Consider the following 13,075-nt stretch of genomic DNA (forward strand, 5'->3'; position numbering starts at 1 on the left):
CCTACACGAACAGGGAAAAGCCGCTTGCGAACAACGCCGCCGCGTAAAACGCGCCCAACGCGATGTTCAAGCTGCATACCTGCGCCATGGCGCCTATGCGCGACGCAGGCGCGAGCGGGTTGGCTATGAGCGCTTTCACCAGCGGATACGACGCAAGCAGCATGAACGGAACCACGATGACGCCGCTCGTGAAGAACAGGGCCACCAGCGCTACGATCGAGATCATCCAAGCCGCCACCACGCTGTGGTACAGCTTGCGCGCGCGGTCGCGTCCCAGCAGCACCGACAGAGTGCGACGTCCCGATTCGACGTCCTTTTCGATATCGCACGTGTTGTTCGTGAACATGATCAGCCCAACGCCCAGCACGGTGGGCACCGCCCACAGCAGCGCGCGCAGGTCGAACGCTCCGGTCAATGCTTGGTAGCAGGCAAGGGGAATGAGCCCGCCCATGACGAACCCGCTGACAAGCTCGCCAATGGGCAGGTAGGAGATGGGCGTTTTCCCCGCGGAATACAAAACCACGATGATCGCGCCGACGACGCCCAGAGCCAACGGAATCCATCCGGCCTGCCAGATAACGTAAACGCCCAGTCCGAACGCCGCCACCAGAAACCCGACGGCAAGCCCGAGCGCTGCGCGCGGATTCACGTTGTTGTACACCAGTACGGCATCGGTCGGATCCACGTTGTCGTCGGCCGAGTCTGCGCCTTTCACGTAATCGTAGTAGTCGTTGAACGTGTTGACCGAGGCTTGCATCAGCACGCAGATGACCAGCAGCACGCATGCCATCACGGCGGAAACGGCTCCCGTTGTGGCAGCGGCCGCTGCGGTTGCCACCAGTACGGGCAGAATGGCCGCCGGCCACGTATGAGGAGCCGCTAGCTGCACCGCCATGCGCAGCGTAAACCTTCCGTATGCGCGCTTCGTTTCCGCGTCCCTTTCGTCAGCCGTCCTTGCGGGCGCTTCTGCGCTCATGCTTCGCTTCCTTCCTCGTCTTCATTGTTGCGTACGCTTCGCGACGACGCGGTAGCCACATGGGCGGCGACGACTTGAAGCGCTTGATGGCTTCTTCCTTCAGCACGCTGCCCAATCCTCCCAGCGTCTTCCAGATGAAACTCTTGGTTTCCGCGTTCAGCTTGGATCCCGATCCCAAAAGCTGCCGGGTGTTCGCGAACAGGTTTTCCTGGAACTCGGCCCAAGTGTTCGCCTCGGTCGAGGCGAACAAGTCGTAGATCGAATCGATGAACCGCTCGCGCTCGGACGCGTTCCTGCTGCGCAGCCATGCGTCGAGCGTTTCGTCGAAGAACACGGCCGATGCGTTGAGCTCGTCCTGGTACAGGAAGTCCGATCCTTCGGTCTGCCAGGTGAACGGCTCATGCTGAAACACCGAAAGCGCTGATGATCTTACCACGCGGTAGTCGGCGCGCCGTTCCAATATCATGCCGAACGCGGAAGATTCGGGGACGCTCTTGTGCAGAAGCGAGCAGAACGTCGGATCGTCGATGCGCGGGGAGGGATCGTCCAAAAACGACGGGCCGTCGTGGTTGAACACGCCTTCAAGGCGCGAGAACGTGCCGTCGTCTGCAACCAGAGCCGCGTACTCGGCAAGGTTTCCGCCCTTCGAGTGGCCGCCAACCAGAAGCGGGCACGCGCAGGCCGACGCCACGCCCGAAAGATAGGCAGCCGCCGTGCACTGCGACGGGATGACGTCTTTGAAGCACAGGTTGAAGTCTTCTTTCCAACCGGCGAAGCTGCCGTCCGTGCCTCGAAACGCCAGGTAAGCACGCTCTCCCTCAATGGCGGGGAAGAACAAGGTTACGGCGCTGAACTGCTTCTCAACCACCTCGGATCGTTCGTTGGCGTAGAAGGATACCCGCACGTCGCGCAAACGACGGCTCGCCATTGCCACGTGCAAAAAAGCCACGGTGTCCCGCGCATCCTCCATCCAGCTGTGCGCGGTAAGGGCCTCCCAGTCCGACAAGGCCAAAACGTCGTGCAAGTGCACGCGCCGGGGGCCGCTTGCGTCGAGCAGCGCCTCCCAGGGGGCGGCGATCGAGCCGTCCGAGCGCAAGGCGTCAGCCTGGTCGCGTCCGGCTTCTTCGTAGTTGAGGTAAGCCAGGGTCGAGAATACGAGGGAGTCCACCGGGTTGAACGGTAATTCGGAGAAAGTCCGCTGCTCTTCTGCTATATACGATACGATATTGCGCATACTCACATTGTAGCCGATTGCGAAAGGCAGGGCCGCCACCCATGCGCGTCTGCACGCCAATAACCATACGCTATGCTGAAACCGACATGATGGGCATCGTCTATCATGCAAACTACCTGCTGTACTTCGAAGATGCGCGCACCTCGTTTCTGGAGGCGATCGGATTTCCGTACGCGCGCATCGAAGAGGCAGGCTACCTTTCTCCCGTCACGCATTTCGAATGCGACTACGGCATGCCCTTGCGCTACGGGGACACGGCCATCGTGCGCACGCGCGTCGTGCTGTCGCGGCCGACGAAGACCGTGTACGCCTACGAGGTGTTCAGGGAAGGGCAGGACATGGAAACGGAGAAGCCGTGCTGCACGGGGCGCAGCACCCATTGCCTGGTCGATGCGACTACGTTCAAGCCCGTTAGCATCAAGCGCGTCATGCCCGACCTGCTTGCCTGCTACGAAGAAGTGCTCGAGCCCGAGGAGGCCGCTCGATGAGTGCGCCGTACCGCATCCTATTCGTGTGCCATGGCAACATCTGTCGCTCTACCATGGCGGAGTTCGTCATGAAGGACCTGGTTGCCAAGCGCGGTTTGGCCGATGCGTTCGTCATCGAGTCGGCGGCCACCCACGATGACGAGATAGGAAGCCCCGTGCATTCGGGAACGCGCGCCGTGCTCGCGGCGCAAGGGATCGACTGCGCTGGCAAGAGGGCGCGACGCCTCAAGCGGGCAGACGCGGGGGAGTGGGACCTGTTTGTGGGCATGGACGAGGCGAATATGCGCGACATGCGTCGTCAACTGGGTCGGGAGGCCGAAGGCCGCTGCATTAAGCTGCTCGAATTTGCAGACACGGATCGCGATGTGGCCGACCCGTGGTACACGGGCGACTTCGAAACCACGTACGACGACGTGCTGGCCGGTTGCACGGGCCTGCTGGCCTGGCTGAACACCGGAGGAAGGCGAGGGTAGCTTCGGAAGCGCTCGTCGTGCATTGACGAAGGCGCCCTCCTGTCGCTTTTTGCGCAGGAGGGCGCCTTCATTTCGTTGCGAGGCGAAGTTCGGTATATTCCGTGGTGATATTGCGGTCGTGCGCACGTGCGCGAAAATTAATCGGTGAACGGTAGGTGCGATAATCCTGCATGAAATAAGAGCAACGCACCCGTTTTTTGCATGCCAGCTTTCAGCCTTCCAGATTTTGCGGCGAACGGTCGGACGGGCCCGGTAGGGCTGCGGGGAAATCTGCCGAAAAGGGATTTGTGCACCTGCACAAATAGGTATAATGCAGCCCTCCCAAAAAGACTAGGAGCGTCCTTCGGGCGGTCCGCCTCGGGAACAGGGCCCATGCGGTCCGATCGTAAGCATCGTAAGCGAGACACTCTAAAAGGAGGGTACTAATGAGCGGCGATAACGTAGTACTGGCAAGGAACACGGAAGATGCCCCGGTGAGCGATCTGTACTCGCAGACCGTGGCTTTCTCGCACTACAACAACCTTTCGGCTCAGCTGCCGATCGATCCCGCCACCGGCGAGTTGGTGCCCGGCGGCATCACGGAGCAGGCCGTGCAGTGCTTCGAGAACATCGAGACGATCATCGACAGCATCGATCACGTCATGAACGATGTCATCCGCATCACCATCTTCGTCAAGGACATCCAGGACATGGACGCCGTCGACGAGGTGCAGAAGGTGTTCTTCCCGACCTACGTGCCCACCCGCACGGTCGTCGCCGTTGACGCTCTGCCCATGGACGCCCTGATCCAGGTCGAGGCCTTGATCTCCAACGGCGAAGGCACCATCCCCAACGCTCCGCAGGCCGGCGACATCCTGAAGTACACGAACAACACGCACAACGCTCCGCTGGACGTCATGTCCACGCAGTCCGTGGCTTTCTCGCACTACAACAACATCTCCGCCCAGCTGCCCATCGACCCCAAGTCGAACCAGATCGTGGTCGGCGGCGTGCGCGAGCAGACCGCGCAGTGCCTGAAGAACATCAAGGCCGTGCTCGAGAGCATCGACGTGCCCTTCGACGACATCGTCAAGGTGAACGTGTTCCTCAAGGACCTCGCCGACACGGATGCCATGAACGAGGCGTACACGCGCTTCTTCCCGGATTCGGGCATCGCTCGCGCGGTCGCCTACATGCCGGCTCGCACGGTGGTCGAGGTTGCCGGCCTTCCCATGCATGCGCTCGTGCAGATCGAAGCCGTGGTTTCCCATGGCGACGGCACGCCCCCGCAGCTGGTTGAGGACCGTCACGGGCTCATCCTCGAGGCTAACAACACGGACGCCGCGCCGAAGTGCAAGCTCTCCACGCAGACCGTTGCCTTCTCGCACTACAACAACATCTCTGCTCAGCTGGGTATCGACCCCGCCACGGGCGCCATGGTTGCTGGCGGCGTCAAGGAGCAGGCCGAGCAGTGCTTCAAGAACATCAAGGCCATCATCGAGTGCGTCGACCATGTGATGGAGGACGCCGTCAAGGTGAACATCTTCCTGAAGAACATCGACGACCTTGATGCGGTGAACGAAGTGTACGCGACGTTCTTCCCGGGCGGCACCCCTGCTCGCCGCGTCGTGGGCGCCTCCGCTCTGCCCATGGACGCCCTGGTGCAGATCGACGCCATCTTCGGCAACGCCGAGGGCACCCCTCCGGTGGCGTAAGCTTCCAGCAGGAGTCGATCAACCTGATATAGAAGGAGCTGTTGAAGCTCCTTGGCAAGAAAGCGAGGCCGACGCGGTCTCGCTTTCGCCGTTTCGGGGCCGTATGCCGGGATTCCGATGCTCGATCGACGTCGGTACGGCTTAGACGGAGGTTTCGCTTGTTGGATCTCGTATGTTCAATGGGCCGCAGCGGCTGTGCGGGTCGCGCGCCGGCAGCCGTTCGCCGATTGGGCGTATTCCGAACGCCCTGCGGATCGGGTGTCCGTTTTCGCATAATCGAAAGTGTTTTACTAGGTTATATGCATGTTCTCGTTGCTCCTTTCCGGAAACGATGGCTCGCGACGTAAACGATGCGTTTGCCGCTTATCGGAAAAGGAAGGGCAAGCATCAAGACACCGAACCTCGTTCGCTATACTGCGTGCTTTCCCCCAAGACGAGGAGGATCCATGCAACGATCGAAGACTCAAAGCAGAGCGAACGTCGTCCTGATAGCAGGGGTTTTGTTCAACCTCTCCATCAGCTTGTTGTATTCGTGGAGCGTTATCAAATCAGGGCTGACCGCCGCGCCTGACGCAGGCGGGTTCGGCTGGTCGAGCGCGCAGGCGGGACTGCCGTACACCATCGCCATCGTGTTCTTCGCGCTTGGATTGCTGGGCGGCGGCATCGTGCAGGACAGGATAGGACCTCGTAAGGTCATCACGGCGGGCGGCTTGCTGGCCGGCTTGGGCATGGTGCTTTCTTCGTTCGCGGGGCAGAGCGTGCTCGGGGTGTGCCTCACGTACGGAGTCCTTACCGGGACGGGCATCGGACTGGGCTACGGCTGCGTTACTCCGTGCGCTTTGAAGTGGTTCGATCCCTCCAAGAAAGGCCTTGTCGCCGGGCTCGTCGTCGGCGGTTTCGGGCTGGCGGCCGTCTACCTTGCACCAGCTACGCAGATGCTGATCGAGGGCTTCGGCATTTCGCAGACGTTCCTGATCCTAGGCGTTGTCACGATTGCCGTAAGCGTGCCCATCGCCCAGCTTATCAAGAACCCCGAAACCGACTACGTTCCCGCTTCATCCTCCGTTCGTAAAGCGGGGAAGGCATCCGTCGAGCGGACCCCGGATCGTACGTGGCGTCAAATGGTTCGAACCAAGGAGTTCTACCTGCTGTTCGCGTTGTTCGCGCTGTCGTCTTCGGTGGGTCTCATGATCATCGGCAACCTTTCGAAGATCGCGACCATCCAGGATCCTGCGAGCGCCGCAGGCTACGCAGCCTTGCTCGTTTCTCTTCTGGCCCTGTTCAATACGGGCGGTCGTGTTGTGGGCGGCATCCTGTCGGACAAGATCGGGCGCATCAACACCCTTGTTCTAGTGTTCGCCATCCAGTGCCTCAACATGTGCTTGTTCGCGCTGTACGGAAACTTCGCGCTGCTGACGCTGGGGGCGCTGTTCGTTGGATTCTCGTACGGAACGCTCTTGAGCGTGTTTCCCTCGATGACAGCGGATCTGTACGGTTTGAGGAACTACGGGACGAACTACGGCATTCTTTATCTTGCCTGGGGGCTTTCGGGCGTGCTGGCGCCGGTCATGGCCGATGTGGTGTTCGACATCACGGGCACGTTCGATACAGCCTATCTGATATGCGCCGCAATCCTGGCGCTGTGCATCCTGCTCGGCGTGGTCTTGAAGCGCCAGCTTAACGCTGCGAGCGGGAAAGCGGCGAATCTCGATCGCGGGGAATCGCCTGCAAGCTAGCTTTTGCTCGTTCCGGATGTCGTACGAGCGAGATGCGACATCCGGAACGATTCCGCTTTTAAAACAACTCGTCGCGACTGCGGACGTCGAAGCGGATCCGTGCCCCCTGTTGGCATGCTATAGCTTAGAGTTACTCTAAGCTATAGCCGATAGTCGCTTCGGCAATGCAAAAAGCGGGCTGCTTTCGCAACCCGCTTTCCTTGATCGAGCTTTTTCCGTTATGCAAGGCGCCGAACGAGTGAAGCGCACATTACGGCCCCCATAAAGCACAACAGGCCTATGACGTATCCCATTGCATCCTCCTTGCGTGCCCGCTAAAGCCCTAGGCGCAGAATACGCTTAAGGCATGGCCGTCTGCAACGTGAAACGCGTTCGGTTGCCAAGCGGTAGCCGAACCGTAGCGTGCATCGAGTGGCCTCAACTTGCGTTTAGTTGCCGAAAAGCGCGTTTGAAACAGCCTGCTCGGCATTGGAATCAGGCATCCAGGTGTCATCTTTGAGTTCGTATCCGATGGTGATGGGCGCCGTTTCGGCTGGCTGAAGAGCCCCGAGCGTATCCATGATGATTTGTCCGATCTTCGAGGTGATCTCGGCTTCGGTCATGTTGGCAACGGTCTCATCGGAAGCGAGCGCCTGGGTCGCTTCCGCGAATCCCTTCTCGAATTCCTTGAGGTTCTTGCAGGTGAGAACCACGCTGGCCTGGGCTTTGTCGCCATCCACTGTTATGCCGTCAACGCGATAGTCGAAACCCGCCAGATACGATGTGACGAACTCCTTCGGATCTATCCCGTATGCGGCCATTTCCGTCGTGCCTGCGCCCGTGGCAAGTTCATCGAGCAAAGCGGGATCGAGCGTTTTGATGGCTTCGAGCTGCTCGGTGACCCCCTCGCGAATGATCTCCTCGTCGCTGGGTCCGCATCCCGTGAGCGCAACCGCCCCAAACGCCATGAGCATTGCAGCCGCACACGCGACAAACACGTTCCTGATCTTCATGCTACCCCTCCTTCATAGGCCGCCCTTTTCGGCCTCTATCAGGAAGGATACCTTGTTTCAGCAGATCAGTCCAGACCAGCGGACCGCTCAGACGAACCATTCAGCCAGGTGGCGGACCGCGCGAAGCTACGCGTTTGACCGGTGATTCCCCGTTCATGGAACGCTAGGATGATACCAGGGCTTTCATGAAAGGGGCGTCATGATCACCGAAGCAAGAATCAACGAGAACCGGAAGTCGCGGTACTATCGCGAGGGGCTGTGGACTGAAAAGACCATCCTGGATGTATGGGAAGCGCAGGCGGCAGCTTGCTGGTCTGATACGTACGTTACCGACAGCAAGGGTTCCAGTTTTACGTACGGCGAAGTGGACGAATCCGCTTCGAAGCTTGCCTTTTGGCTGATCGATCAGGGGATAGAGCCCGGTGACGTCGTTTCGTTCCAGATGCCCACCTGGGCAGAGTTTTGCATCGTCTACGTTGCCTGCCTGAAAGCGGGCGTGGTTATGCATCCGCTTTCCATTGATCGCCGGAGACGCAGCGTCGTTCAGAACATGAACCAAGTTGCGTCGAGGGCTTACATAGGCCCCACGTTGTTCGAATCCACTGATTTCGAGTCGTTGGCGCTCGATGCCCGGCACGAGGTTCCTTCGCTGCGTTGCTTGCTGTTCGTCGATCGTCTTGCTCCTGTGCAACGGGGCACGGCTTTGTCCGCCGTTCTTCAAGACGTCGGACGGACTCCTGGTCGGCCTGAGGTATCTTCTGACGACGTGGCCTGCATTCTCTCAACGTCCGGCTCTACGGGAAAACCGAAGGCGGCCATGCTCACGCACAACAACATCCTGTTTTCCGAAACCTCGTTCATTGCGGGTGCCGGAAGGACGAAGCGAGATGTGATGTACATGCCGTCGCCGCTCAATCATGCTACGGGGTTCTTCCACGGACTGCTTTCTCCGATGATCCTTGGCGGACGTGCCGTGCTGCAGGAGCGATTTGATGTCGAAGAAGCCGTTGACTTGGTCAATGCGGAGCGGTGCACGTGGTCTATGGGGGCGACGCCCTTCATATTCGACCTGCTGAACGAGCTTGACCGGACCGGCAAAAAACTCGAATCTCTTGAGATGTTCCTTTGCGGCGGTGCCCCGGTTCCCGGTTCTCTTGTCCAACGCGCATGGAAGCACGGGGTGCTGCTCTGCGAGGTGTACGGTTCGACCGAGAGCTGCCCGCACGTATACGTCCCACCTGCGGATTGTCTTGCTTGGAATGGAAGTTGGTCGGGAATTCCGTATCCGGGGATCGAGGTGCGCGTGGTGGACGAGCATCGCAACGAGGTTCCGCGGGGAACGCAGGGGGAAGAGGCTTCGCGCGGACCGCATCAGTTCGTCGGCTATCTGGGAGATCCCGAACGCACTGACAAGGCGCTTGACGATGAGGGGTGGTTCTACAGCGGCGACCTGTGTTACCAGGATGAACAGGGTCGAATACGCATCAACGGACGGAAAAAGGAAATTATCATCCGCGGCGGCGAGAACATCAGCGCAGTCGAGGTGGACCATCTTGTCGACGGTTGTCCCGGCATCGGCGATCATGCGGCGATCGGAATGCCAGACGAACGTCCGGGCGAAGTGGTATGCCTCTTCGCGGTCTCGGAGAACGGCAGGTGCGCAACGCTTGCGGAAGTGCGGGACTACATGCGCGCTCAAGAGGCGCACGAGCACCTGCTTCCCGTGCGCTTGGAGTTCGTGGACGAGATTCCTCATACTGCAACGGGAAAAACGCGACGGTTTCTGCTAGTCGAAGAGTTGAAGCGTCGAATGGAGGAAGAGGTTCGGGGCTAGAAGGGTAGGGCTTGCGGCGCATCGCCTCCCCGGGGAGCTCCTTTCCGGCAAGTTTCCTCTCCTGACGATCATTGCGTGTTTGAAGAGGGTCTATACTGATGAAAGACAGTGTTTTGATCAGGGGTAGCGTACTTTAGCGGGTGCGCTCGACGACGAGTGGGGGAGTGCGGCCATGGGCTTTATGGACAACTTCAATGACGAAGCAGGAAAGACCAACTTCAACGGAGGGCAATACCGTGTTATGCAGGTGGTGCTGAGGGAGAAGTTCGTCGGCAAAGGATCGAAGAACTTTACGGAAATCGAGGAGATTTGTAATCAGCAATATGCGCAAGGATATCGCCTGCATACCTTCGCCCAGTCCACGGCGGCTTCTGCTGGATTCGGCGGCGGCGACAGAACGGTATGCAACCTGGTTTTCGAGAGGATGATGTAGCGTAAGCGCTTGACGGCGCTGCGTTCCCGCAGCGGCAAGGAACCCGCCGGTCGGCTGCCCTTGCCGCTGCGGGCTGTATGGTTTGCATTCTGGAGAGCGTGATTGAGCTTCTTCGAGCGCTTGTTACAACGAATCGATGTAAGACCGAACTTCGGCCACGGTTTCTCGGTTCAGCGAATAGTGCATCCATTTGCCTTGCCTGCGGCTTGTTACGAGGCCGCTTGAGCAGAGAACCTTCATGTGGTGGGAGAGCGTTGGTTGCGTGATCCCGAGTGCATCCAATATCTTGCAGGCGCACAACTCGTCTTGCTTGGAGATCAGTTCTATAATTTTCAGGCGGTTGGAATCGGACAGCGCCTTGAACAGCAGTGCGTAGCCGGTCTCTCCCATATAGGACTCCCTTCTTCTAGAGGAGCTTCGCTATTTCGGTCGGCTTGAGCACTTTACCCGACGACACGATCTTGCCGTTCACGGCGAGTGCCGGCGTGGACATGACGCCCGCCTCGGCGAGAGACGCCATGTCGGTAACGTAGTTCAGCACAGCATCGGAGCCTGCTTGGGCTATTGCCGCCTCGGCATTCTCTTTGAGTTGCCTGCATTTCTTGCATCCTGGGCCGTACACGGTCAGTTGCTTCGCCATAACGTTTCCTTCCACTCGGTTACTTTACATCAGAAGCGGCTGCACAGCATTGAAGATATAGCCGCTTATAGTCATTCCCGTCAGACATACGCCAATAAACACGGCGAGGAGCTTGGGTTTCACGACGCGTGAAAGCATGGTGAGCGAGGGGAGGGAGATCGTGGTGACGCTCATCATGAACGCGAGCACGGTGCCTAACCCGACTCCCTTGAGGTACAGCGCCTCGGCGATAGGAATGGCTCCGAACGTATCCGCGTAAATAGGTGCACCCGCAAGCGTAGCCAGCACGACAGCGAATGGGTTCCCGCTGCCCAGTACGGGCTCGATGAATTCTTGAGGTATCCAGTTGTGGATGAGCGCTCCTACTGCGACTCCGACCAAGATGTAAGGAAACACTTTTTTGAACGTGGACCACGTCTCACCACGCGCGTAAGAGAGCCGGTCGAGTCTTGTCATCGACAGCATTTCCTCGTCGGTTGGTCCGCTGCCGTGTACGAAGTCGGCAACTTGGTTGTCCATTCCCAGCTTGTCGATGAGGGTTCCTCCTGCAATGGCAACGACAAGCCCCACCGCGGTATATGCGATGGCAGCGGGCAAGCCGAAGATACTCATAATGAGAACGATGGAGCCTAGATCAACCATCGGCGAGGATATAAGGAAGCTGAATGTCACGCCCAAAGGCAGTCCGGCACGGGTAAAGCCGATGAACAAGGGTATTGACGAGCAACTGCAAAACGGCGTCACGGTCCCCAGGAGAGCGCCCATGACGTTAGCCCACGCTCCCTTGAATCGACTAAGAAGCTGCCTGCTGCGCTCGGGCGGGAAATAACTTTGAACATAGCTGATAACGAATATCATCACGCATAGCAGCAGTACGATCTTTGCCGTATCGTATACGAAAAAGTGTAGGCTGCCGCCCCATTGGGTCGAGAGATCGATGCCAACGGATGTAAGCGCGGCCGAGATCAAATCGGAGAGCCACTGCATTTTCAGAAGCTGCTCCATAACGAACGTTCCTACTGCTTCCATTGCCATCCTAACATAGATGAGAATCTATATAACAAGCAAATATACTTATACATTGATATATGTCAATATGTTATCAGCCACTTTTTCTGAAATGCAAAGCCAGGATAAGTAGGGGAGTCGCCCATCTTGGCTTTGCATGGGGAACGATGCCGCATCGAAGTACTCGCTAGGCGACAGCAAGCAATAGCAAGGGAGCCCGCCGCGAAGTTGATACCTACGGGATGTTCGACGTTGCCGCGCTACGCATTGGCGGTCGTCAGACCACCGCCCGCAGCGCGAAGCGCGGCTCCGCTTCGATCAACGGGCGGGCGAACCCGCCGAACGAGCCATGGCCGTCAAGCGCGTCCAGGGCGAACCGCACGATCTCGATAGCGGTATCGGAGCGCTGGAGCGTCACGACGATCCGGCCGTTGAAGGGATTGCAGGACAGTTCGAGCAGGTTGCCGCGAGGGATGCCGTCGGGCGCGGCAGGATAGATCTCCCGAAACCGAGGGTGCTGCAGGATCCCGAAGCAAGTAGGCTGCATGGCGATCGCCTACGCGCGTTCTTCGGCGCAGGACAGGAACGAGGCTGCCGCCATGGATTTGGCATCCTGGTACTCGATCAAGGACGCGACGTCGAAATCGAGGGGAACCTCGAGGGAGAACGTCTCCGTAGTGCCGCGAGTGGAGAACTTGGCCTTGCGGTACGCGATGACCTCGCCGGTGTCTTTCTTGACGAATGTCTTCTCCTCGATACCGAGGCAGACAGCAGATAGTTTCGCGCGCATAAAAATACACTCCTTCAGTCTTTTGTCCCAACCGAAGAAGGTCTCACTAGTCTCTAGGTTTACATAAGACATATTATCAATAAATTAGAAAGCGTATGAAGGGGAGTGATAAAGGGGCTGATGGAAAGCATGGTTCGTAAACCCATTAGCTACTTTAAAGAAAACATGCCGACGGTTTCGTGATGCTTTATGCATACGATTGCCGTCGGCATGCAAAACAGACTGGTTGCGAATACGCGACTTTAACCCCACGTCGTGCTAGGACCAGCAGCTCCGCTTCCGACATCGGCTGCAATCCCAGTGTAGTCGCCGCTTTCGACCAATTGCATGACTTCAGGAAGCAGGAAGTATAGAGAAACCGCATTGAGGACGAGCGCGACGCCGCAGATAACCATGCCCACAACGCTCGACCGCCTTAAACGAGATGCAACGGCAGCAACTTCGGTCTGCTTCTTTGCAAGCGCGCTCAGTTTTCTGTAACCTATTATTCCGCATATAAGCCCCGTGCCGCTCAATAAGACACCGCCGATGAACAACGAAACGGGTCCGGCGATATTTGCGACCATGATCAGCGTCTGGGAAGATTTCAGTTCTCGATAATCCTGCATGTTCGGCTGAAACGGCGGAGGCGCAATCGATATCCGCGGACCAGTCGGAGGCTGATACTTTTCTTCACGGTTGCTTTTCGGCGCTGGAGGCGCTTCGGGAGCTTTGTTTTCTTCATCTGCCATAAATACCCTCTATTTCATGCCTCTGACCAGGCTTTTTGTAAACGAC

At 58.3% G+C, this 13,075-nt stretch carries 15 protein-coding genes; 6 read left to right on the forward strand and 9 right to left on the reverse strand.

Going from position 1 to position 13,075, the window contains the following annotated elements; genetic code table 11:
• Position 1: 1 nt before the first annotated feature.
• Both LQE90_RS00600 and LQE90_RS00605 read right to left on the reverse strand, forming a co-directional pair.
• Complete coding sequence (locus LQE90_RS00600) at positions 2-895, reverse strand: prenyltransferase (RefSeq protein ID WP_216528681.1); 894 nt, start codon at positions 893-895, stop codon at positions 2-4.
• 49 nt (positions 896-944) lie between these two features.
• Entirely contained in the window at positions 945-2,210 is a 1,266-nt protein-coding gene (locus tag LQE90_RS00605; protein ID WP_216528504.1) for an Mbeg1-like protein, read from the reverse strand.
• A gap of 41 nt (positions 2,211-2,251) precedes the next feature.
• Here LQE90_RS00605 and LQE90_RS00610 point away from each other — a divergent pair, with 41 nt between their 5' ends.
• The 4 genes from LQE90_RS00610 (at position 2,252) to LQE90_RS00625 (ending at position 6,601) form a co-directional block, all read left to right on the forward strand.
• Positions 2,252-2,698, forward strand: a complete 447-nt coding sequence (locus LQE90_RS00610; protein WP_114566088.1) for an acyl-CoA thioesterase — start codon at positions 2,252-2,254, stop codon at positions 2,696-2,698.
• Positions 2,695-3,171: a low molecular weight protein-tyrosine-phosphatase gene (locus tag LQE90_RS00615; RefSeq protein ID WP_216528505.1), complete on the forward strand. Its 477-nt coding sequence runs from the start codon at positions 2,695-2,697 to the stop codon at positions 3,169-3,171. The genes LQE90_RS00610 and LQE90_RS00615 overlap by 4 nt, the downstream gene beginning before the upstream one ends.
• A gap of 425 nt (positions 3,172-3,596) precedes the next feature.
• Positions 3,597-4,865, forward strand: coding sequence for a RidA family protein (locus LQE90_RS00620; RefSeq protein WP_114566090.1), 1,269 nt, complete (start codon positions 3,597-3,599; stop codon positions 4,863-4,865).
• 446 nt (positions 4,866-5,311) lie between these two features.
• Positions 5,312-6,601 (forward strand): L-lactate MFS transporter, encoded by a 1,290-nt coding sequence (locus LQE90_RS00625; RefSeq protein ID WP_216528506.1) that lies wholly within the window; start codon positions 5,312-5,314, stop codon positions 6,599-6,601.
• A gap of 428 nt (positions 6,602-7,029) precedes the next feature.
• Here the strand turns inward: LQE90_RS00625 and LQE90_RS00630 are convergent, their stop codons facing one another.
• A complete protein-coding gene (locus LQE90_RS00630) occupies positions 7,030-7,593 on the reverse strand; it encodes a hypothetical protein (RefSeq protein WP_216528507.1) in 564 nt (187 codons plus the stop codon).
• A 199-nt stretch (positions 7,594-7,792) separates the two neighbouring features.
• Between LQE90_RS00630 and fadK the strand changes: the two genes are divergently transcribed.
• Together fadK and LQE90_RS00640 are read left to right on the forward strand one after the other, a co-directional pair.
• Complete coding sequence (gene fadK / locus LQE90_RS00635; RefSeq protein ID WP_216528508.1) at positions 7,793-9,427, forward strand: medium-chain fatty-acid--CoA ligase; 1,635 nt, start codon at positions 7,793-7,795, stop codon at positions 9,425-9,427.
• Positions 9,428-9,599: 172 nt separating this feature from the next.
• On the forward strand, positions 9,600-9,860 hold the full coding sequence (locus LQE90_RS00640) for a DUF4177 domain-containing protein (protein ID WP_114566094.1): 261 nt from the start codon (positions 9,600-9,602) through the stop codon (positions 9,858-9,860).
• A 123-nt stretch (positions 9,861-9,983) separates the two neighbouring features.
• On the opposite strand, the gene LQE90_RS00645 is transcribed toward LQE90_RS00640, so the two are convergent.
• The 6 genes from LQE90_RS00645 to LQE90_RS00670 form a co-directional block, all read right to left on the reverse strand.
• A complete protein-coding gene (locus LQE90_RS00645) occupies positions 9,984-10,250 on the reverse strand; it encodes an ArsR/SmtB family transcription factor (RefSeq protein WP_216528509.1) in 267 nt (88 codons plus the stop codon).
• Positions 10,251-10,266: 16 nt separating this feature from the next.
• A complete protein-coding gene (locus LQE90_RS00650) occupies positions 10,267-10,500 on the reverse strand; it encodes a thioredoxin family protein (RefSeq protein WP_216528510.1) in 234 nt (77 codons plus the stop codon).
• A 24-nt stretch (positions 10,501-10,524) separates the two neighbouring features.
• The gene (locus LQE90_RS00655) at positions 10,525-11,505 is read right to left on the reverse strand and encodes a permease (RefSeq protein WP_216528511.1); all 981 of its coding nucleotides are present in this window, start codon (positions 11,503-11,505) and stop codon (positions 10,525-10,527) included.
• A gap of 280 nt (positions 11,506-11,785) precedes the next feature.
• Complete coding sequence (locus LQE90_RS00660) at positions 11,786-12,055, reverse strand: hypothetical protein (RefSeq protein WP_216528512.1); 270 nt, start codon at positions 12,053-12,055, stop codon at positions 11,786-11,788.
• A 9-nt stretch (positions 12,056-12,064) separates the two neighbouring features.
• Complete coding sequence (locus tag LQE90_RS00665; RefSeq protein ID WP_216528513.1) at positions 12,065-12,298, reverse strand: hypothetical protein; 234 nt, start codon at positions 12,296-12,298, stop codon at positions 12,065-12,067.
• Between the two features lie 242 nt (positions 12,299-12,540).
• Positions 12,541-13,029: a hypothetical protein gene (locus tag LQE90_RS00670; RefSeq protein WP_231088150.1), complete on the reverse strand. Its 489-nt coding sequence runs from the start codon at positions 13,027-13,029 to the stop codon at positions 12,541-12,543.
• Between the last annotated feature and the right edge of the window lie 46 nt (positions 13,030-13,075).

The sequence above is a fragment of the Paraeggerthella hominis genome, from assembly GCF_021044775.1.
GTDB classification, from domain to species: domain Bacteria; phylum Actinomycetota; class Coriobacteriia; order Coriobacteriales; family Eggerthellaceae; genus Paraeggerthella; species Paraeggerthella hominis.

Coding starts and splice junctions, on each gene's coding strand:
- LQE90_RS00640 (WP_114566094.1), top strand. CDS start 9,600: ATGGGCTTTATGGACAACTTCAATGACGAAGCAGGAAAGACCAACTTC.
- LQE90_RS00660 (WP_216528512.1), bottom strand. CDS start 12,055: ATGCAGCCTACTTGCTTCGGGATCCTGCAGCACCCTCGGTTTCGGGAG.
- LQE90_RS00605 (WP_216528504.1), bottom strand. CDS start 2,210: ATGCGCAATATCGTATCGTATATAGCAGAAGAGCAGCGGACTTTCTCC.
- LQE90_RS00615 (WP_216528505.1), top strand. CDS start 2,695: ATGAGTGCGCCGTACCGCATCCTATTCGTGTGCCATGGCAACATCTGT.
- LQE90_RS00645 (WP_216528509.1), bottom strand. CDS start 10,250: ATGGGAGAGACCGGCTACGCACTGCTGTTCAAGGCGCTGTCCGATTCC.
- LQE90_RS00670 (WP_231088150.1), bottom strand. CDS start 13,029: ATGGCAGATGAAGAAAACAAAGCTCCCGAAGCGCCTCCAGCGCCGAAA.
- LQE90_RS00620 (WP_114566090.1), top strand. CDS start 3,597: ATGAGCGGCGATAACGTAGTACTGGCAAGGAACACGGAAGATGCCCCG.
- LQE90_RS00610 (WP_114566088.1), top strand. CDS start 2,252: ATGCGCGTCTGCACGCCAATAACCATACGCTATGCTGAAACCGACATG.
- LQE90_RS00650 (WP_216528510.1), bottom strand. CDS start 10,500: ATGGCGAAGCAACTGACCGTGTACGGCCCAGGATGCAAGAAATGCAGG.
- LQE90_RS00655 (WP_216528511.1), bottom strand. CDS start 11,505: ATGGAGCAGCTTCTGAAAATGCAGTGGCTCTCCGATTTGATCTCGGCC.
- LQE90_RS00625 (WP_216528506.1), top strand. CDS start 5,312: ATGCAACGATCGAAGACTCAAAGCAGAGCGAACGTCGTCCTGATAGCA.
- LQE90_RS00600 (WP_216528681.1), bottom strand. CDS start 895: ATGGCGGTGCAGCTAGCGGCTCCTCATACGTGGCCGGCGGCCATTCTG.
- LQE90_RS00630 (WP_216528507.1), bottom strand. CDS start 7,593: ATGAAGATCAGGAACGTGTTTGTCGCGTGTGCGGCTGCAATGCTCATG.
- LQE90_RS00665 (WP_216528513.1), bottom strand. CDS start 12,298: ATGCGCGCGAAACTATCTGCTGTCTGCCTCGGTATCGAGGAGAAGACA.
- fadK (WP_216528508.1), top strand. CDS start 7,793: ATGATCACCGAAGCAAGAATCAACGAGAACCGGAAGTCGCGGTACTAT.